14 protein-coding genes are annotated in these 19,416 nt (G+C 66.9%); 9 read left to right on the top strand and 5 right to left on the bottom strand.

The annotated features are described in order from the left end of the window. Window positions 1-159 precede the first annotated feature (159 nt). Window positions 160-4,026: a peptidoglycan-binding protein gene (locus VQ042_RS21070; RefSeq protein ID WP_331822269.1), complete on the bottom strand. Its 3,867-nt coding sequence runs from the start codon at window positions 4,024-4,026 to the stop codon at window positions 160-162. Window positions 4,027-4,316: 290 nt separating this feature from the next. Between VQ042_RS21070 and VQ042_RS21065 the strand changes: the two genes are divergently transcribed. The 5 genes from VQ042_RS21065 to VQ042_RS21045 all read left to right on the top strand — a co-directional run bounded on the left by VQ042_RS21065 (window position 4,317) and on the right by VQ042_RS21045 (window position 8,731). Beyond that, window positions 4,317-4,787 (top strand): MerR family transcriptional regulator, encoded by a 471-nt coding sequence (locus VQ042_RS21065; RefSeq protein ID WP_331822268.1) that lies wholly within the window; start codon window positions 4,317-4,319, stop codon window positions 4,785-4,787. A gap of 240 nt (window positions 4,788-5,027) precedes the next feature. Then, on the top strand, window positions 5,028-6,824 hold the full coding sequence (locus VQ042_RS21060; RefSeq protein WP_331822267.1) for an acyl-CoA dehydrogenase C-terminal domain-containing protein: 1,797 nt from the start codon (window positions 5,028-5,030) through the stop codon (window positions 6,822-6,824). Between the two features lie 32 nt (window positions 6,825-6,856). Beyond that, window positions 6,857-7,063, top strand: coding sequence for a hypothetical protein (locus VQ042_RS21055; protein WP_331822266.1), 207 nt, complete (start codon window positions 6,857-6,859; stop codon window positions 7,061-7,063). Beyond that, a complete protein-coding gene (locus tag VQ042_RS21050; protein WP_331822265.1) occupies window positions 7,056-7,481 on the top strand; it encodes a type II toxin-antitoxin system HicB family antitoxin in 426 nt (141 codons plus the stop codon). Before VQ042_RS21055 ends, VQ042_RS21050 begins: the two co-directional genes overlap by 8 nt. A gap of 41 nt (window positions 7,482-7,522) precedes the next feature. After that, on the top strand, window positions 7,523-8,731 hold the full coding sequence (locus tag VQ042_RS21045; RefSeq protein ID WP_331822264.1) for an acetyl-CoA C-acetyltransferase: 1,209 nt from the start codon (window positions 7,523-7,525) through the stop codon (window positions 8,729-8,731). 24 nt (window positions 8,732-8,755) lie between these two features. On the opposite strand, the gene VQ042_RS21040 is transcribed toward VQ042_RS21045, so the two are convergent. Next, window positions 8,756-9,535 carry an EAL domain-containing protein gene (locus VQ042_RS21040; protein ID WP_331822263.1) on the bottom strand — a complete coding sequence of 260 codons (780 nt, stop codon included), beginning with the start codon at window positions 9,533-9,535 and terminating at the stop codon, window positions 8,756-8,758. Window positions 9,536-9,681: 146 nt separating this feature from the next. Here VQ042_RS21040 and VQ042_RS21035 point away from each other — a divergent pair, with 146 nt between their 5' ends. After that, the gene (locus tag VQ042_RS21035; RefSeq protein WP_331822262.1) at window positions 9,682-11,889 is read left to right on the top strand and encodes an FAD-dependent oxidoreductase; all 2,208 of its coding nucleotides are present in this window, start codon (window positions 9,682-9,684) and stop codon (window positions 11,887-11,889) included. A 361-nt stretch (window positions 11,890-12,250) separates the two neighbouring features. Further along, window positions 12,251-13,243 (top strand): SH3 domain-containing protein, encoded by a 993-nt coding sequence (locus tag VQ042_RS21030; RefSeq protein WP_331822261.1) that lies wholly within the window; start codon window positions 12,251-12,253, stop codon window positions 13,241-13,243. 62 nt (window positions 13,244-13,305) lie between these two features. On the opposite strand, the gene VQ042_RS21025 is transcribed toward VQ042_RS21030, so the two are convergent. Both VQ042_RS21025 and VQ042_RS21020 read right to left on the bottom strand, forming a co-directional pair. Then, window positions 13,306-14,685 carry an L-serine ammonia-lyase gene (locus tag VQ042_RS21025; RefSeq protein ID WP_331822260.1) on the bottom strand — a complete coding sequence of 460 codons (1,380 nt, stop codon included), beginning with the start codon at window positions 14,683-14,685 and terminating at the stop codon, window positions 13,306-13,308. Between the two features lie 56 nt (window positions 14,686-14,741). Further along, the gene (locus tag VQ042_RS21020; protein WP_331822259.1) at window positions 14,742-15,806 is read right to left on the bottom strand and encodes a YihY/virulence factor BrkB family protein; all 1,065 of its coding nucleotides are present in this window, start codon (window positions 15,804-15,806) and stop codon (window positions 14,742-14,744) included. A 256-nt stretch (window positions 15,807-16,062) separates the two neighbouring features. Here VQ042_RS21020 and VQ042_RS21015 point away from each other — a divergent pair, with 256 nt between their 5' ends. Beyond that, window positions 16,063-16,710: a helix-turn-helix transcriptional regulator gene (locus VQ042_RS21015; RefSeq protein WP_331822258.1), complete on the top strand. Its 648-nt coding sequence runs from the start codon at window positions 16,063-16,065 to the stop codon at window positions 16,708-16,710. A gap of 82 nt (window positions 16,711-16,792) precedes the next feature. After that, a complete protein-coding gene (locus tag VQ042_RS21010) occupies window positions 16,793-17,464 on the top strand; it encodes a thermonuclease family protein (protein ID WP_331822257.1) in 672 nt (223 codons plus the stop codon). A gap of 38 nt (window positions 17,465-17,502) precedes the next feature. Here the strand turns inward: VQ042_RS21010 and VQ042_RS21005 are convergent, their stop codons facing one another. Beyond that, window positions 17,503-19,167 carry a lysine--tRNA ligase gene (locus VQ042_RS21005; RefSeq protein WP_331822256.1) on the bottom strand — a complete coding sequence of 555 codons (1,665 nt, stop codon included), beginning with the start codon at window positions 19,165-19,167 and terminating at the stop codon, window positions 17,503-17,505. Window positions 19,168-19,416 lie beyond the last annotated feature (249 nt).

Below are 19,416 nucleotides of genomic sequence, written 5' to 3'. Positions count from 1 at the left end.
GAAGAGGACGGCCATGTTGACCGAGAGTTCCGCGATCGGGAGGTACAGGTTCACGGGCGGTCCGGCTCATGGGTTGATGGAGCCAAAGAAAAGGGGGCCGAACCGTCTTGGCCCGAACCCCCCTGCCTGTCAAATGCGGGATGCGTCCCGACCGCGCGGTCAGCCGTCCTTGCGCGCCAGAAGGGCGCGGATCAACGTCTCGTCGATGCTGCCGTCCGGCGTCAGGCCGGCCTCCTTCTGGAACGACTTGATCGCGGCGGTGGTCTGCTCGCCGACGACCCCGTCCGGCGCGCCCGGCTCGTAGCCGAGCTTGATCAGGATCGCCTGGATGTTGCGGATCGCCCGCTTCATGTCGACCGACGAGGTGTGCATGGGGGCCGTGCCGTCCGTCCATGCGGCCGGCACGTCGACCGTATTGACCGCCTCGTCGCGCGGCTTCGCCGTGAAGGAGGCGAGCTTGGCCTCGGCTTCCTTGAGCCGCTCGGGCGTCAGCGACTTGGCGACCTCGTCGCGCTTGCGGCCGGCGTCGTTGTCGCCGGCCTTCGCCACGACCGAGAACCACTTGTAGGATTCCGTCAGGTCCTGCTCGACGCCGGCGCCCCGGGCATAGAGAATGCCGAGATTGTACTGGCTGTCGGTCATGCCGTGTTCGGCGGCCCGCTCGAACCACTGCGCCGCCAGCTTCGGCTCCGACTTCCCGTCGACCCCGGTGGCGAACAGCACCGCCAGATTGTGCATGGCGCGGATGTTGCCCTGCTCGGCGGCCTTCAGATACCAGTCGCGCGCCGCCACGGTGTCGCGCGCGACGCCGTTACCCTTCTCGTAGAGCGTGCCGAGGCTGTACTGGGCCGGCGCGAAGCCGCGCTCGGCGGAATTCTGGAACCATTTCGCGGCGACCGCGGGCTGTGGATCCGTGTCGCGGCCTTCCATCAACCGCAGGCCGATCTCGAAGATCGCCTTCGGATCGCCCTCGCCGGCGGCCACCTTGAGCGCCTCGGTGCCGATCTCTTCCGGCATCGGCGGGAGCGGGCCGACCGACGTGCTGGCGGCGGCGGCACCGGCCGCGGCGACATCGGCGCTGGTGGTCTGGAAATCGGCCGAGCCGGGCGCGCCGGTCAGCGAACGGCTGATCAGCGTGTCGGACGCCTTGGCAGGCGCGGTGCGCGCTGCCGAATCGCCCGCCATGGCGTTCGGCCCGAATGTGTCGGGTGACAGGGCCGCCGGAGACAACAATCCGTCCGGCGTCTCGCTGCCGGCTTCGGCGGTGCGCGTTTCGGTCGTGGCGGTCTTCGCCGGCGCGGGGGATCCTGCCGTGCTGTCGGTCGCCTCGGTCGGCGAAGCCGGTGCATCGTCGGGCAGCTTGCTGGCCACGAGCGGTGCCGTGGCTGCCTGCGGGGCGAGGCGCTCCGGCGCGTTTGCGTCGGCGACCAGTTCGGCGCCATCGGTGGACGAGTTGAGGACCTGGCCGAGAGGCAGCGCCATCAGGGCCAGGAGCACTGCGCCGATCGCCATCAGGATCGGCTTGCGACGCCGCGAAATGAAGTCGGTGACCCCGCCCTTGCCGCCGTCTTCCTCGTTGCCCGTTTCGCCCGACCGCAGGCCCTCGGCCTCGGATGCGGCGGCCATGGCGGCGCGTCGGGCGGCGGCGATGAAGTCGGCCCGGCCGCCCTCGTCTGCCTCACCGGTCTGGCCGGCCTGCTGCGCCCGCACACGCTGCAGCAGCGCAGCGATGTCCGGAGTGCCGGAGCCGATGGCCAGCGGCCGGTTGGCTTCGTCGGATTCGAAGATGTCGGCGGCATCCAGCGAAGGGGCTTCGACCGGCGGTACCGACCGCAGGGCTCCGCCGCGCTCGCCGGGAAATTCGGCGACCATCAGTTCCGGGTCGTCGTCGTGGCGCGGCGCAGTGGCGCGTCCGGCAGAGGCGGCATCGGCGTTCGCCGGCTGCCTGCCTGCGCCGACCTTGCGGCTGAGGAGCCCGCGAAGCCCTTTCGACGTGTGCGGGACCGCGACGGCCGCAGCCTGCGGATCGGCCTGGACATGGCGCGCATGCTGAGCAGACGCTTCGCCGTCGTCCTGCGCGGGGGTCCTCCGGCTCATCTCGCTGTCGATGGTGTCGATGCGCTCGACCAGCCGGATCAGCGTCGCGTGGACCGTCTTGAAGAATTCCTGGGACTGTTCGCCGGTCTGGCGGGACAGGGCTTCCAGCGAGCGCAGATCCTCTGAGAGCCGGGCCACGTGCTCGCCCTGGCGAAGGTCACCGGATTCCAGCATCTGCCGGATCGCCTCGTCCGCCGCGGCCTTTGCCGAGGCGACGATGGCATCGCGGTTCTCGTCGAGACGGCGCTCGATATCGGCCAGGCGCTCGTCCAGTTCCGGATCGGCGATCGCGCCGGGCACACCGCCCTCGCCAATCTGGTCCGACAGGCGCGCGATTTGCGCGCCGAGCGAGCGCACCAGGTCGTCATCGACGCGCGAGGCCGACGCGGCCTCGATCTGCTCGGCCAGCGTCTGCAGCCGGTTCTCGATGGCGACGGCCTCGAGCGACGATCCCTCGCTGGCCTGCATGAGATGTTCGAGTCGGGTCGAGAAGCGTTCGATGCGTTCGGCGAGATCGGCGGCCGCCGAGCCGTCGGCCAGCGACTCGATCCGCTCCGACAGTTCCCCGATGCGGCCCGACAGCACCTGCGTGTCGCCTTCTTCGGCCAACTGGTCGACGCGGGCCGTCAGGCTCTGGAGCCGGGCTTCAATCCGCTCCACCGGGCTCATGTCGATTGCGGGGGCACGGCTGGCCGCCGAGACAATGGCGCGGGAAATCTCGTCGAGACGCTCCTCTAGCTGAGCGAAATGGTCGAGTTCGAATTCGTCCTGCTGCTGCTTGGCGATCGCTTCGATCCCGACGGCCAGCGCATGCACCCGCTGTTCCAACGGCGCGATGGCCAGCGTCTCGGGCAGTTTCGCCAGAGCCGCCTCGAGCTGCTCCATGCGGCCCGACATCGCTTCGATCTTGCCCTCGATCTCGCGTGACGCGAACTTGTCCTCGAGCGCGGTCCAGCGCTCCTCGACGGCCCGCATCGACTTTTCCGACGCCAACGTCTCCAGCTTGCCGCGCAGACCGTTCATCTCGGTCTTCAGCATCTCCGAGATGCCGCCTTCGCCGAATTCCTGGAACACCGCCACATGGCGCGCCTCGAACTCGTCGAGACGGCGCTCGACCGACTTGACGTGATCCTCGCTGGCCAGCGTGCCGAGAGAGACGCGTATGCGCTCCAGCTCGTCCTTCAGGTCGCGGCGGGCCCGCGTGTCTTCTTCGGCCCGGTCGTTGAACTCGGTCCCGACCGCGTCCCAGCGCCGGCCGAGATCCTTCACGGTCTCCTCGCGCGCCATCTCCCCGACGAGCCCGCGCATGGCCTCCAGTTCCTTGCGCAGCGACCGCACTGCCGCGTGATCGGCACCGCCATCGGCCATGCGTGACAGGCCGTCGTCGACCCGCGCGATCTCCGCCTCGATCGTCTCGGCGCTGGCGCGATCGGCGATCATGGTGCGAAGATCGTCGAAGGCATGCCGCATGTCGTCGAACCGCGTCTGCAGGCTGCGGTTCATGTCGTCGCGCAGTTCCGCGCGCAGGCGCTCCAGGTCCCGGGAAATGTCGGAAACGGCCCGGTCGTCCCGGCTGCTGGCGGCTGCGACGGGTGCCGGTGCACGCACCACCTCGCCTTCGCTCAGGTCGCTGCGATCGCGGTCGAGCATCTGCTGGCGCAGGACGATCTGGGACACCGCTTCCGACAGGGTCGGCCGGTTCGGACGCGAAGTGTGGGCGGGCCTTGCCGCGGGCGCGGTGCGGGTCGCGGCCCTGGCAGGGCTCGGCGTGTCGGGGCTCGTATCGGCGACCAGCCGAGGGGTGGTCTTGGCCGTCGCCATCTGCGACAGCCGCTGTTCCAGTTCTTCCAGGGTTCGGCTGAGCGTATCGAGGGACGAATCGTCGCGGTGCGATCCACCATGCGGCAACTTCGACTTCTTCTCGGCCATATCAAAATCCCGATCGGCTTGAGCCGCGCTGGCCCGGCTCCGGTGCCCCATGGTGTCAGGAGCGAAATTCGTTCAACAGGGTTAATGGCGGGTTAACCCCGTTTCGGATTCATTGGTGAATAACAGCGGAAGCCGGCCCGAAGCTGGACCGTCAATTGACGCAACGTCTTGTAACAGCCTCAATTCGCGCGTTATTCGCGCAGCAATGGCGCAAGACGCCGAAGCGGGATGAGTCGCCGGCCTGCGGGCCCGAGCCATTCAATCGAATGCGCAGTTACGGAATTCACGAAATGACCAATTTGAAGCTTGCCGAGCGCGAAGACGATACGACGTCGATCGACATCGGTTTTCTGCTGAATCTCGACGACCAGGCGGCGACCGACAAGGAACTGTTCAAGATCGGCGACCTGTCGAAGGAATTCGGCGTCACCCTGCGCACCCTGCGCTTCTACGAGGATCGCGGCCTCCTGGCGCCCGAGCGCCGTGGCACGACGCGCCTCTACAGCCGCCACGACCGCACGCGCCTGCGGCTGATCCTTCTGGCCAAGACGCTCGGGTTCTCGCTGACGGAAGCCAAGCAGATGATCGAGATCTATCATCAGCCGAACGGCAAGCGGAAACAGCTCGAGGTTGTTCTTGAGCGCTTCGAGGAGCAGCAGGAAATCCTTCACGACCAGAAGCGCGAGATCGAGGATTCCATCCACGCGATGGACGTGTCGATCGAATACGTCCGGGCCCGGCTGAAAGAAGTCACCGAATAAGCTTCTGGCGGCTCTTCACCGGAAGGGCCGCCCCTACCCGTTGCGGCCGTGATATGATTTTGGCGCGCATCCCACTTTGGCGCCTTTTTGGACGGCCTTCCCCCGCGTCATCCACTGCCACGCATCGACGACTCGCACCGCTCTGCGACATCGTCGCGCATCTCCCTTTTCCGATCCTCCGTTGACGTTTACGTCAAAGTTAGCCATAAGCTGCGTTGACGCTCGAGACGGAGGAATCGCATGCCGACCTACCAGGCCCCTACCGAAGACACGCTGTTCGTCCTTAACGACCTGCTCGGCTTCGACCGCTACAACAATCTCCCTGGATTCTCCGACGCATCGCCCGACGTGGTCGAGGCAATTCTCGGCGAGGCCGGCCGGGTGGCCGGCGAGGTCCTGCAGCCTTTGAACCGCGTCGGCGACCTGGAGGGCTGCACGCGCGCCGCCGACGGTTCGGTGACCACGCCGAAGGGCTTCAAGGCCGCCTACGACACATTCCGCGAAGGCGGTTGGGGCAGCCTGCCCTTCGACCCCGCCTATGGCGGCCAGGGCCTTCCCCATACGCTGTCGACAGCCGTCTCCGAATACATGTCCTCGGCCAACATGGCCTTCGCCATGTATCCGGGCCTGACCGCCGGCGCGATCGCGGCGATCTCGGTGCACGGATCCGACGAGCAGAAGCAGGCCTATCTGCCGAAGATGATCGAAGGCTCGTGGACCGGCACCATGAACCTCACCGAGCCCCATTGCGGCACCGATCTCGGCCTGCTCCGATCCAAGGCGGTGCCTCAGGGTGATGGCAGCTACAGGATCTCGGGCCAGAAGATCTTCATTTCCGCCGGCGAACACGATCTGTCCGACAACATCGTCCATCTGGTCCTCGCCCGCATCGAGGGCGCACCGGACGGCGTGAAGGGCATCTCCCTCTTCATCGTGCCGAAATTCGTGCTCGACGCGGACGGCAATCCCGGGGAGCGCAACGGCGTCGTCTGCGGCTCGCTCGAGGAGAAGATGGGCATCCACGGCAACGCCACCTGCGTCATGAACTACGACGACGCGACCGGCTATCTGATCGGCGAGCCGCACAAGGGTCTGCGCGCCATGTTCACGATGATGAACGAGGCACGGCTCGGCGTCGGCGTACAGGGCCTGGCCATCTCGGAAGTGGCCTACCAGAACGCCGTCACCTATGCCCGCGAGCGTATCCAGGGTCGCTCGCTCTCCGGCGCCAAGGCACCGGAGAAGAAGGCCGACCCGATCATCGTCCACCCGGACATCCGCCGCATCCTTATGACCATCCGGTCCATCAACGAGGCCGGCCGCGCGCTGGTCCTGTGGACGGCGCTGAAGGGCGACCTGTCGCATCGCGCCAACGACGAGAGCGAGCGCCAGGCGGCCGACGACTGGATGGGCCTGATGACGCCGGTCATCAAGGGCGTCCTCACCGACAAGGGCTTCGACAATGCCGTGATGGCCCAGCAGGTCTATGGCGGCCATGGCTATATCGGCGAATGGGGCATGGAGCAGTTCGTCCGCGACGCCCGCATCGCGCAGATCTACGAGGGCGCCAACGGCATTCAGGCGCTCGACCTCGTCGGCCGCAAGCTCGGCCTCAATAGCGGCCGCGCGGTGCAGGCGTTCTTCGCCGAGGTCGGCCAGTTCTGCGAGGAAAACCGCGGCAACGAGAATCTGGCGCCACTGACCAAGTCGCTGAAGAAGGGTCTCAACGATCTGCAGCAGGCGACCATCTGGCTGATGCAGAACGCCATGGCCAAGCCAGACAATGCCGGCGCCGCCTCGACCGACTACATGCATCTCTTCGGCCTCGTCGCCCTCGGCTACATGTGGGGCCGCATGGCCAAGGTGGCGCAGGAGAAGATCGCCGCCGGTGCCAACGGCCAGACCGAGTTCCTAGAAAAGAAGCTGGTGACCGCGCGCTTCTTCATGGAGCGGGTGATGCCGGAGAGCGCCGCGCATCTGGCCCGCATCTCCACCGGCGCGGACTCGATGATGGCCCTGGACGCCGACGCGTTCTAACCGAAGGATGTCTCGACGAGGCGGGTTGGACGATGAATCGGGAGCAGTTCATCAGGGAACTACGGCGTGAGGCGATGAAACGTGGCCTGGCGTTCCGGATCGTTGAAACGCGGGGCAAAGGTAGCCACTATCGTGTGCATCTCGGCGAACGCTTCACGACGGTCCAAAGCGGCGAACTGACACCATTGATGGTTCGCACGCTGCGCAGGCAACTGGGAATGGATAACGCCAATGCGTGACTACCGCTACTTGGCCGAGTTGACGGACGATCCCGACGGCGGGGTTGTTGTAAGCTTCCCCGACGTGCCCGAAGCGATCACATCAGGGGCGGACCGGCACCAGGCTTTGGCGTCGGCTGCCGATGCGCTTGGCTTGGCACTCCGCGGATATCTCGCGGAGGATCGCGATATGCCGGCACGGGCCGCTGAGGGTACCGTGATGGTCTCACCTCATGCCGACGACGTCCTGAAGCTCGCGCTGATCGAGAGTTTGCGTCGGCAGTCCGTCACGCCGGATCGGTTTCAGGACATGTCGGGGCTGAAGGATTGGGAAGTCGCTGCGCTGTTCGATCCGGACGCCGTCAATGAGGTCGCCGCTCTCGAAAATGCCTTGGCGCTCCTTGGCCAGAGGATTCGAATAGGCGTCGAGGCAGCCTGACGTCCGCGCATCATGATTCAAGAACATATCGGGAGGTCAGAATGACCGAAGCCTACATCTACGATCACGTTCGCACGCCCCGTGGCCGCGGCAAGAAGGATGGCGCTCTGCACGAGGTGCCGGCCGTGCGCCTCGGCGCCAAGGTGCTGGAAGCCCTGCGCGACCGCAACGGCATCGACACCAGCACCGTCGACGACATCATTTTCGGCTGCGTCGACCCGGTCGGCGAGGCCGGCTCGGTCATTCCGCGCGCCAGCGCCTTCGAGGCCGGCTACGATTTCGCCGCCCCCGGCATGCAGATCTCGCGCTTCTGCGCCTCCGGCCTCGACGCGGTGAATCTGGGCGCCGCCAAGATCGCCCAGGGCGCCGAGGACATCGTCATCGCCGGAGGCGTGGAATCCATGTCGCGGGTCGGCATGGGCATGTCCGGCGGCGCCTGGATCATGGACCCGTCCGTTGGCATTCCGTCCTATTTCATGCCCCAGGGCGTCTCGGCCGATCTGATCGCCACGAAATACGGCTTCTCCCGCGACGACGTCGACGCCTATGCCGTCGAGAGCCAGAAGCGCGCCGGCAGGGCGTGGGAGGAAGGCCGCTTCGCGAAGTCCGTCGTTCCGGTCAAGGATCAGAACGGCCTGATCATTCTCGACCGTGACGAGCACATGCGGCCGTCCACGGACATGCAGTCGCTCGGCAGCCTCAACGCATCCTTCGCCATGCATGGCGAGATGGGTGGCTACGACGCCGTCGGCATCCAGGCCCATCCCGAGATCGAGGCGGTCAACCACGTCCATCACGCGGGCAATTCCTCCGGCATCGTCGATGGCGCGGGCGCCGTGCTGCTCGGCTCCAAGGCCGGCGGGGAGGCTCTCGGCGTCAAGCCGCGCGCCCGCATCCGGGCCTTCGCCAATATCGGCTCCGACCCGGCACTGATGCTGACCGGCCCGGTGGACGTGACGGAGAAGCTCCTGAAGCGCGCCGGCATGACCATCGGCGATATCGACCTGTTCGAGCTGAACGAGGCATTTGCGGCGGTGGTCCTGCGCTACATGCAGGCCTTCGACATCGACCACGACAGGATCAACGTGAATGGCGGCGCCATCGCCATGGGCCATCCGCTCGGCGCGACCGGCGCGATGATCTTCGGCACGGTGCTCGACGAGTTGGAGCGCCAGGGCAAGCAGACGGCGCTCGTGACCCTGTGCATCGGCGCCGGCATGGGCACCGCCACGATCATCGAGCGGGTCTGAGGCGTCGTGCTGGCGTTGCGGCGATCAGGCGACGCGCTGGATGTCGATGTCCTGCAGGTGGACCATCAGCGCCGGCAACGTCTCGAAGGCCGGTTTGGCGAAGTAGTAGCCCTGGAACAGGGTCACGCCAGCCGCTTTCAGCGCCATGAACTCGGCCGCAGTCTCGACGCCCTCGGCCAAAACGGTGATCCCGAGTTCGCGAGCGACGAAGAGGGTCGCCGCGACGATCGCCTGGCGGGCACGGCTGGTATCGATGCCGCGCACGAGCTTCATGTCGATCTTGATCAGGTCGGGCTGGAAGTCGGCGAGAAGCCCCAGGCCGGCATAGCCTGCACCGAAATCGTCGATGGCGGTGATGAAGCCCATCTTCCGGTACTCGCAGATGATGTTCCGCAGATGGGCGACGTCGGTCAGTTCCTCGCTCTCGGTGAACTCGAACATGATCGAGGTCAGCGGGAAATCGCTCTTGCGGGCGGCTGCCAGGGTGGCGCGCAGGCAGGCAGACGGCTCGTACACGGCGTTCGGCAGGAAGTTGATCGACAGATGCGGCAGCTCGCCAGCCGGGAAGAGCTTGGCGGCCAGCGCGATCGCCTTGGTCCGGCAGGCCTGGTCGAAGCGATATTTCTGTTCGGCCGAAACCTGCGAGAGGATGCTGTATGCGCCCTCCCCGTTGATGCCCCGCACCAGGGCCTCGTAGCCCCAGACCCGCTCGGAGTTGATGTCGACGATCGGCTGGAAGGCCATCGAAAATTCGAAGTCCAGGGGACGGGACGTCTGGCAGCCGGGGCAGGCAGTGGCGGACATGGGCGGCAACTCTTCGAAACGGATGAACGCCCCTGTTGTAAGGGCCTATTAGTTTAGCAACCCTGAAGAATTCACGACCCCGCCGGCGCCAACGCCTTGGCGGGACATGCAAATCGATAGACGACAATCCGATCTGGGAGCGAATGATGCACAGCGAGAACTTCACCATCGAGGTCGACGGCGACGGCCTGGCGCTCGTCACCTGGGACATGCCCGGACGCTCGATGAACGTCTTCACCCAGGAGGTGATGGGCGAGTTCGACGCCATGGTCGACGAGATGGTGGCCGACGCGGCGGTCAAGGGCGTCGTCATCACCTCCGGCAAAACGGGATCCTTCACCGGCGGTGCCGACCTGAAGATGCTGTCCGGCATGTTCGAGAGCTTCGAGGCGGAGAAGCGCGAGAACCCTGACAAGGCGATCCGCGCACTCTTCGACGGCGCCGGCCGCATGTCCTGGATCTGGCGCAAGCTGGAAACCTGCGGCAAGCCCTTCGTCGCTGCCATCAACGGCACCTGCATGGGCGGCGGGTTCGAGCTGGCGCTGGCCTGCCACGGACGGGTCGCTGCGGAAGGCGCCAGGATGGGCCTGCCGGAAGTCAAGGTCGGCATCTTTCCCGGCGCCGGCGGCACCCAGCGTGTGCCGCGCCTCACAGATACCCAGAGCGCCCTGCAGATGCTGCTGAAGGGCTCGACCCTGACGGCCGACAAGGCCAGGGGCATGAAGCTGATCGACGCCGTCGTGGCGCAGGACGAACTCGTCGCCAAGGCCAAGGAGATGCTGAAAGCCGGCCTCTCCGCGGTCAAGCCATGGGACCAGAAGGGCTTCAAGCTGCCTTCCGGCCCGGTGTACTCGCCCCAGGGTGCGCAGGTCTGGCCGGCTGTCGCCTCGCTCTACCGCAAGGAGACCAACGACAATTATCCCGGCGCCCGCGCCATCGTGAAATGCGTGTATGAGGGCCTGCTGGTTCCCATGGACACCGCGCTGACCATCGAGCAGCGCTACTTCACCGAAGTCCTGCAGACAACCGAGGCAGCGATGATGATCCGCTCGCTCTTCGTCTCCATGCAGGAGCTCAACAAGGGCGCCCGGCGGCCGAAGAACGTGCCGGCGAGCGAATTGAAGACCGTCGGCATCGTCGGCGCCGGCTTCATGGGCGCGGGCATCGCCTATGTCGCGGCGCAGGGCGGCCTCGACGTCGTCCTCATCGACCGCGACCAGGAGGCTGCCGACAAGGGCAAGGCCCATTCGCGCAAGCTGATGGAGGGTCTCGTCTCCAAGGGCCGCGCCAGCCAGGAGCAGGCCGAGGCGGTGCTGGCGAAGATCACCGCCACCCCGGACTACGCCGCCCTGAACGACGCCGACCTCGTCATCGAGGCGGTGTTCGAGGACCGCGACGTCAAGGCCGAGGTGACGAAGCAGGTCGCTGCCGTCCTGCGCAAGGACGCGATCTATGCCTCGAACACCTCGACCATTCCGATCAGCAGCCTGGCCGAAGCCTTCGAGGATCCGGCGCGCTTCATCGGCATCCACTTCTTCTCGCCGGTCGACCGGATGATGCTGACCGAGGTCATCCTCGGCAAGCAGACCGGCGACAAGGCCCTCGCCGTCGCGCTGGATTTCGTCCGGGCGATCAAGAAGACGCCGATCGTCGTCAACGACACCCGCGGCTTCTTCGCCAATCGCTGCGTGCTTCGCTACATGTCGGAAGCCTACGACATGCTGGTCGAGGGCGTGCCGCCGGCGATGATCGAGAATGCCGCCAAGTTCGCCGGCATGCCGGTCGGGCCGCTGGCGCTCAACGACGAGACGGCCGTCGACCTGTCGCTGAAGATCATGAAGGCGACCATGCGCGACATGGGCGACGACTCGGTCGATCCGCGCCACTTCAAGCTGGTCGAGCAGATGAACGCCGATGGTCGCCTCGGCCGCAAGGCCGGCAAGGGCTTCTACGAGTACCCGGCCAAGCCCGCAAAGAAATCGCTGTGGCCGGGCCTGAAGGCGATGTTCGAGCAGCAGCCGGCCGACTCGATCGATTTCGAGGAGTTGAAGCAGCGCTTCCTCGTGACGATGGCGCTGGAAGCGGCCCGCACCATGGAGGAAGGCGTCGTCACCGACCCGCGCGAGGCCGATGTCGGCTCGATCCTCGGCTTCGGCTACGCCCCCTATACGGGTGGGACGATCAGCTACATCGACGGCATGGGCACCAAGGCCTTCGTCGCCCTGTGCGAGAAGCTCGCGGCCAGGCATGGCGAGCGCTTCGAGCCGACGCCGCTGCTGCGCGAGATGGCCAGGACCGGCGAGACCTTCTACGGGCGCTTCCCGCCCGAGGGCGCGAAGGCCGTGGCCGCCTGACCGCGTCTGCCGGCGCGCAGGCGATCAAAGGGGGCGGACCGGGCGTGGTCGGCCCCCTTTTCTCGTCTGTCCGGCCGCCGTCGCTTCATTCAGTGCCGAAACGGTTTGCAACGCCGAACCGCCATAATTTAAAGCTTTATGCGAGTTCGAAGGGACGATCGCACCGGCGCACCATGTGCCGGCGCCCGGACTGATGCGGCAGGCGAATACCGGAGCGGGCTTGGAGCGCCGTGTGTCCGACAGGACGCACGGCGAGCGCTACAGCTGGTGGAATCGCCTCATCGTGCCGAGGATCGATTCCGATCTTCAGGCCGATGCCAGGGGCGCCCGGAGCGGCAAGCGGCCGACGAGGAGATGCAGGATGACGAGGGGGCCGCACAGCAGACACCGGCCGAGCGAGGAGGCGATTCGTCGGCGCCTCGTCGAGCGTCGTTCGGACTATGATCGCCGCCAGGCCGATACCGGGTGGAGCGGGCGCATCGACCGCCTGGTCCCCGGCCGCCAGCCGACCGGGCGGTTGATGCGGCGCCCCACGACCCTGTTCGATCGCCTCCGGCAACGCCCCGTCACCGCCTATCTCCTCGCGACGATCGCATCCGTTGCCCTTGTCGCCATACTGACCCCGATGCTGATCGGCGCCTATTCGACCCGTGGCGACGCCCCTGTCATGGCTGGGACCGCCCCGGCCACCGGCGCATCGTCGCCTGCGGCTGGACGCATGGCCGAGGACGGTGAAGCCGGCGCCGGCCAGGCCGAGACGGGCGGGCGCCTGCGCCCTGCCATCGCCGCCATGCCGGAAACCATTGCACGCCCGCCGGCCATGAACGATGCGGCTGTCGCCGCGGCACTGGACCTGCGCCTGCCGCCCGAGGCGGCGCAGATCGTGGCGACCAACGAGAATCCGGACTTCTTCAGCACGACCGGCAGTGTCAGCCGCATCGTCTCCGACTCCGACAGCATCGAACCGCCGGCGCCCGGTGCCATCGACATCGACGAGTTGGCGCCACTCGGGCCGATCGTGCCGCAGGTGCCGACCGCCCGGACGCCGCCATCGGACGATTCCGCCCCCCTCACCGCCGACGACATGAAGATCGACGCCCGACAGGCAGCCGAGACGGACGCCGCGGCGCAGGCGACGGAAACGGCCGCGATCGAACCTGCGGAGGCCACGCCGGACGCCAGCGTCAATGCCAGCGTCAACATGCGCGCCAGGCCGGAGAACAACGCCACGATCGTCACGGTGCTGGAGAGAGGCACGGCCGTCACCGTGATCGCCTGCCAATCCTGGTGCGAGCTGTCGGTCAACGGCCAGCGGGGCTTCGTCTTCAGGGACTTCGTCGACCGCCGCGGCTGATCGTTGCACCCAGTCTGCCGCGTTGACGGCGCATCCGCAGGCCGGCTGGCGTCATGTCTGGTTCAGCAGATCGTGACATTGACGGCCAGGCCCCCCAGCGCCGTCTCCTTGTATTTCTCGCTCATGTCGTTGCCGGTCTGGCGCATCGTCTCGATGACATTGTCGAGCGAGACGAAATGCGTGCCGTCACCCTTCAGCGCCAGGCGCGCGGCATTGATCGCCTTCACCGCCCCCATCGTGTTGCGCTCGATGCAGGGAATCTGGACGAGGCCGCCGATCGGGTCGCAGGTCAGGCCGAGATTGTGCTCCATGGCGATCTCGGCGGCGTTCTCCACCTGCCGCGGCGTGCCGCCCAGCACCGCACAGAGCCCGGCAGCGGCCATCGAGCAGGCGACCCCCACCTCCCCCTGGCAGCCCATCTCGGCGGCCGAGATCGAGGCGTTCTGCTTGTAGAGCGCGCCGATCGCCGCGGAGGTCGCCATGAAGGTGACGACGCCGTCATCCGTGGCGCCGTGGACGAAGCGCTCGTAATAGGCGAGCACCGCGGGGATGACGCCGGCTGCCCCGTTGGTCGGTGCGGTGACGACCCGTCCCCCGGCGGCATTCTCCTCGTTCACGGCCAGCGCGTAGAGATTGACCCAGTCGAGTGTCGTCAGCGGATCGCGCAGCGCCTTTTCGGGCTTGCGCAGCAGCTCGCCATGGAGATGCTTGGCCCGCCGCCGCACCTTGAGGCCGCCGGGCAGGATGCCCTCCATCCGGCATCCGCGCTCGATAGAATCGAGCATGGCATCGCGCAGGTCCAGGATGCCCTGGCGGATCTCGGCCCGCGACCGCCAGGTTTCCTCGTTGGCGAGCACGACCTCGCCGATCGACAGGCCATGGGCTTCGCAAAGGGCGAGAAGTTCGTCGCCGGAGCGGAATTCATAGGGCGCGCGGGCGTTGGTCAGCACCGACGTCTCCCCGGCCGCGTCCTCCGCCGACATGACGAAGCCGCCGCCGACGGAATAATAGTCCGCGGTATCGATCTGTTCGCCGGCCTCGTCGAAGGCGGTGAAGCGCATGCCGTTGGCATGATGCGGCAGTCTCTCGCGCTTCAGGAAGATCAGTTCCTCTCCGTCGCGGAACGGCACCCGCCGGCCGCGGTCGAGCTGCAATTCGCCCTTGTCGCGGATATAGGCGAACAGGTCCTCGGCATCGTCGGGATCGAGCGTGTCGGGCCGCAGGCCAGCAAGGCCCAGCATCACCGCCTTGTCGGTGGCGTGCCCCGTGCCGGTCAGCGCCAGCGACCCGTAGAGGTGCACGACCACCCGCGCCGCCTGCGTCTTCAGCCCACGATCGTCGAGGCGGTCGAGAAACCGCCGCGCTGCCCACATCGGCCCGACCGTGTGGGAGGACGACGGGCCGATACCGATCTTGAAGAGCTCGAACAGGCTGATGGACATGCTGCCTCCGGGTTGCCCGGACAAGCAGAGACTGCTTTGCGCAGCGGCGCAAGCAGTCAGGCCGGGTGCTTGTGCTTGCGCCGGAACAGGCCGCGCTTCTCGGCCGTCGGCGCCGGGTCGCGCCGCGAGCTCTTGCCCAGCGTGTCGGCGACGCGGGCGCCGCGCTCGCCGATGGGCTTGGGCGGATCGTTGACCGTGTCATGGGCCGTCTGGTGCTCCATCTCGGCATTGATCTCGGCCCCGATGATGAAGATCACCGAGGAGATCCACACCCACATCATGAAGCCGATGACGGCGCCCAGCGAGCCGTACATCGCGTTGTAGTTGGCGAAGTTCTGGAGGTACCAGGAGAAGCCGATGGAAGCGAGCAGCCACACGATGGCGGCCAGGAGCGCGCCGGGTATCACCCATTTCCAGCGGGCGCGCTTGCGGCTCGGGCCATAGCGATAGACCATGGCGATGGCGACGATGATCAGGGCGAAGACAACCGGCCAGCGCATCCCCGCGATCAGGATGTCGGAGAAGCTCTGCAGGCCGAAGATGGCCATCACCGCGGGCACCACGCCGATGGTGATGATCAGGACGATGCCGATGAAGATCGCGCCGAGGGTGAAGCAGAAGGCGACGAGGTTGAGCTTGAAGAAGCTGCGCTGCTCGCGTTCGCCATAGGCCACGTTCATCGCCTCGAACAGCGTCTTGATGCCGTTATTGGCGCTCCACAAGGCGAAGAGCAGGCCGCTGATGAAACCGAGCGACAGCGAGGCGGGGTCCTGGCTCACCAGCCGCGCGAGCTGCGATTCCAGCAGCTCGGTGCCGGCCGTCGGCAGGAACTGCCCGATGAAGGCGATATGTCCGCCGATGGTCACGGGATCGGCGACGAAGCCGTAGAGCGAGACGAAGACGGCGAAGGCAGGAAACAGCGCCAGCAGCAGGTAGAAGGTCGCCCCGGCGGCGATCAGCATCACCCGGTCGTCGAAGAACGAGGCATACATCCGCAGGCCGATGTCCTTCCAGCCCTTCCACGGGATGGACAGGGGCCCGCCGGCGCTGCGGCCACGCCCGGGCTCGCTGGCCCGGCGCCGGGTCTCCTCGCTCGTATGCGCCGCGAACTTCAGCTCCATGCCGTGGTGATCCTGTGTCCGGTCCCTGCCCGCCGCCCGTTGGGGCTGTCCGGCAAGCTGGCTGCCGCGCGCGTCCATAAAGCTGCTGAACCATATGGCACCATTGGTCGCCCCTGCCCAGCGGCGAGACGCTGCAGAAAGGGCGCGCGGGCCTCATCCGAAGATTTTGACGCTGCGATATGGACAGGGGTCCAAATGGGCTTTAAGACCACTACAGGTATTTATTCCTCTGACGCAGACTCGGGTTGCGCCAACGATGTTCTCCCACGACCGGATATGGCTGGCGATCGATTCCCTGGCAGCCAGCCACCGGATGTCGCCGTCCGGTCTCGCGCGGCGCGCCGGCCTCGATCCGACCACCTTCAACAAGTCCAAGCGCAATGCCGGTGACGGTCGTCCGCGCTGGCCGTCGACCGAGTCGATCGCGAAGGTCATCGCCGCCACCGGCACCAGCATCGAGGAATTCGCCACGCTGATGCGCGGCGAGACACCCGCCGGTCCCCGCTCGACCAGCAATGCCATGAGCGTGCCGCTGCTCGGCTTCGCCGAGGCCGGCGGCGGCGGTTTCTTCGACGATTCCGGCTTTCCGGCCGGCCAGGGCTGGGACGAGATCACCCTGCCCTCGACCGGCGACGAAACGGTCTACGCGCTCGAAGTGTCCGGCCAGTCGATGATGCCGCTCTACCGCGACGGCGACATCCTCATCGTCTCGCCGGCCGCCTCCGTCCGGCGCGGCGACCGTGTGGTGGTGCGCACGCGCGAAGGCGAGGTGATGGCCAAGATCCTGCAGCGCCAGACCAGCCGCACCATCGAGCTCGCCTCGGTCAATCCGGATTTTCCGGACCGCCAGTTCCAGATGGACGAGGTGGAGTGGATGGCGCGCATTCTGTGGGCGAGCCAGTGATCGTGCGCGCCGGTCCACGCTTCGAGGCAGTCGCCCGCAACGCGGGCCCGACGGCCGGGGTCTCGTGATCCGCACGCTCTTCGTGGCGCTCGGCCTCGCCATCCTGGTGGCGGTTCTTCTCATGCTGGCTCCATCACCGGACGATCTGGTGACGCAGACGCCCGCCGATCCCGGGATAGCGGAACCGGCCGGTAACCCCGCTCCCGGCGAGCCACGTTCCGATCCGGCCGACATCGCGGACCCCGCGCCCCACATTGGCCGCAACGTCACGCCCGACGGCATCACGAGCGGCCCGCCGGCCGATGGCCCCTTGCGCCGGCTGCCCCCGCGCGAGCTCGAGCCTGCGCCGCAGGATACGGCCGAACGGGCATCAGGCAAAACCCGGCAGATCCTGCTGCCCCGACCGATCGCCCGCGACATCGGCCATCTGATGGTCGGACGCGGAACCATCACGCTTCCCGGCATCACCCCACTGCCGCTCCAGCGCACGTGCGGCGAAGGCGCAGATGCCTGGCCCTGCGGCACGCGGGCCCGGACCGCACTGCGGGGCTATCTGCGCTCGCGCTCGATTCGCTGCGAGGTACCGGAGGAGTTCGGTCAGCGCGAGGAGACGATCACCAGCGCCTGCACCCTGCGCGGCCAGGACATCGGCGCCTGGATCGTGCGCAATGGCTGGGCCGAGGCGACGCCCGGCGGCCCCTATGGAGACGCCGAAGCCGAGGCGCGGCGCGAGAAGCGAGGCATCTGGCGATAGGCCGCCACCGTTGCCGCGGCGGCGCGGACAGGCGCCTGTCAGGCGGCCGTGACCAGCCGCCCCTCGAGCGCGTCGCGGATCAGCGCGCGGGTTTCCTCCAGGCCATAGAGCGCCACGAAGGAGCCGAAGCGCGGCCCTTTTTCCTGCCCGATCAGGATCTGGTAGAGCGCCTGGAACCACTCGCCCGAGACGCCCGGACCGCCCTGCGGCCCGCTCTTCTTGTGGTCCTGGTAGCGTTCGATCGTCCGGGCGACGTCCAGCAGCGCGTTCTGGATCGCCTCGCCGTCGGCATCGGCCGGCAGCGTCGCAAGGCTGGCGTCAAGCGCTTCCAGCGCCTGCCGCTCGACCGCATCGGGCGCCCGGAACGTCTTCGCCGGCCGCACGAAATCTTCGTAATAACGCAGTGCGTAACCGACCAGTTGGTCGAGCTCGGGATCGGTCTGCGCGGTCACCCCCGGCGCATAGCGCGTGATGAAGCCCCACAGGGTCGAGGCGTTGGAGGCGTTGGACGCCGAGACGAGATTGATCAGCATGGCGAAGGGCACCGGAACACCCTTTTCCGGCGGCGTCCCGTCATGGATGTGCCAGACCGGATTCTGCAGCCGCTGGCGCAGCTCCTGCCGCTGATAGGCCGAAACGAACTGGTAGTAGTCGTCCACGGCCTTCGGGATGACGTCGAAGAACAGGCGCTTGGCCGCCCGCGGCTTGCCGAACATGTAGAATGCCAGGCTCTGCGGAGAGGCATAGGCCAGCCATTCGTCGATGGTCAGGCCGTTGCCCTTCGACTTGGAGATCTTCTGTCCGCCCTGGTCGAGGAAGAGCTCGTAGTTGAAGCCCTCCGGCGGCGCCGCGCCGAGCGCCCGGCAGATCTTCGACGACAGGGTGACGGAATCGATCAGGTCCTTGCCGGCCATCTCGTAGTCGACGCCGAGCGCGGCCCAGCGCATCGCCCAGTCGGCCTTCCACTGGCACTTGACCGCACCGCCCGTCACCGTGGTCTCGATCCGCTCGCCGGTCTCCGGGTCGAGATAGGCGATCATGCCGCGCGCAACGTCGCGCTCCACCGTGGGGACCTGCAGGACGATTCCGGTGCGCGGATGGATCGGCAGGAACGGCGAATAGGTCGACTGCCGCTCGGGGCCGAGGGTCGGCAGGATGATCGCCCGCACGTCGTCATAGGCCGCCAGCATCTTCAGCAGCGTCGCGTCGAAACGACCGGATGCATAGTAGTCCGTCGCCGAGGCGAATTCGTAGTCGAAGCCGAACCGGTCGAGAAACGCACGCAGGCGGGCGTTGTTGTGGGCCGCGAAACTCGGATAGTCGTCGGAGAACGGATCGGGCACCCGCGACAGCGGCTTGCCCAGATGCGTCGCCAGCATCTCCCGGTTCGGCACGTTGTCCGGCACCTTGCGCAGGCCGTCCATGTCGTCGGAAAAGCACAGGAGCCGCGTCGGCACGGCGCCGTCCGTCAGGACGCGAAAGGCGTGACGGACCATGGAGGTCCGCGCGACCTCGCCAAAGGTGCCGATATGCGGCAGGCCGGATGGTCCGTAGCCGGTCTGGAACAGGACTTCCGCCGGCATGCCGCTCGTCTCGAAGCGCTTCAGCAGCTTGCGCGCTTCCTCGAAGGGCCAGGCATTCGAAGCCATGGCCTCGGTCCGCAAAAGGTCGTTGTCGACGGTGTCCGGCTGCGGGCTCGGCATGAAGGCATTCCTTGAAACAGTGAGGCCCCGGGCGACCGGGCGTATCCCGCATGGGGCCACGCCGCCTGCTGGCGACCGTCAGGTGCCGCCCGGTCTAGAAAGAAGCCGGCGGCGCGTCAACAAAAGCCATGCCGAGCGCAGGGCAATCGGGTGAGTTGGCGCGTGACATTTGGTGCAAGTACTGAATCTGTGGGTTCCCAATTGATTCGATTGGGAGATTGCGGGAATGGCTGTGTCCGACGAGGCGGT

The sequence above is a fragment of the Aurantimonas sp. A2-1-M11 genome, assembly GCF_036549475.1.
GTDB lineage: Bacteria > Pseudomonadota > Alphaproteobacteria > Rhizobiales > Rhizobiaceae > Aurantimonas.
Note: the sequence above shows the minus strand (reverse complement) of the source record. Positions and strands in the feature narration are given on the sequence as shown.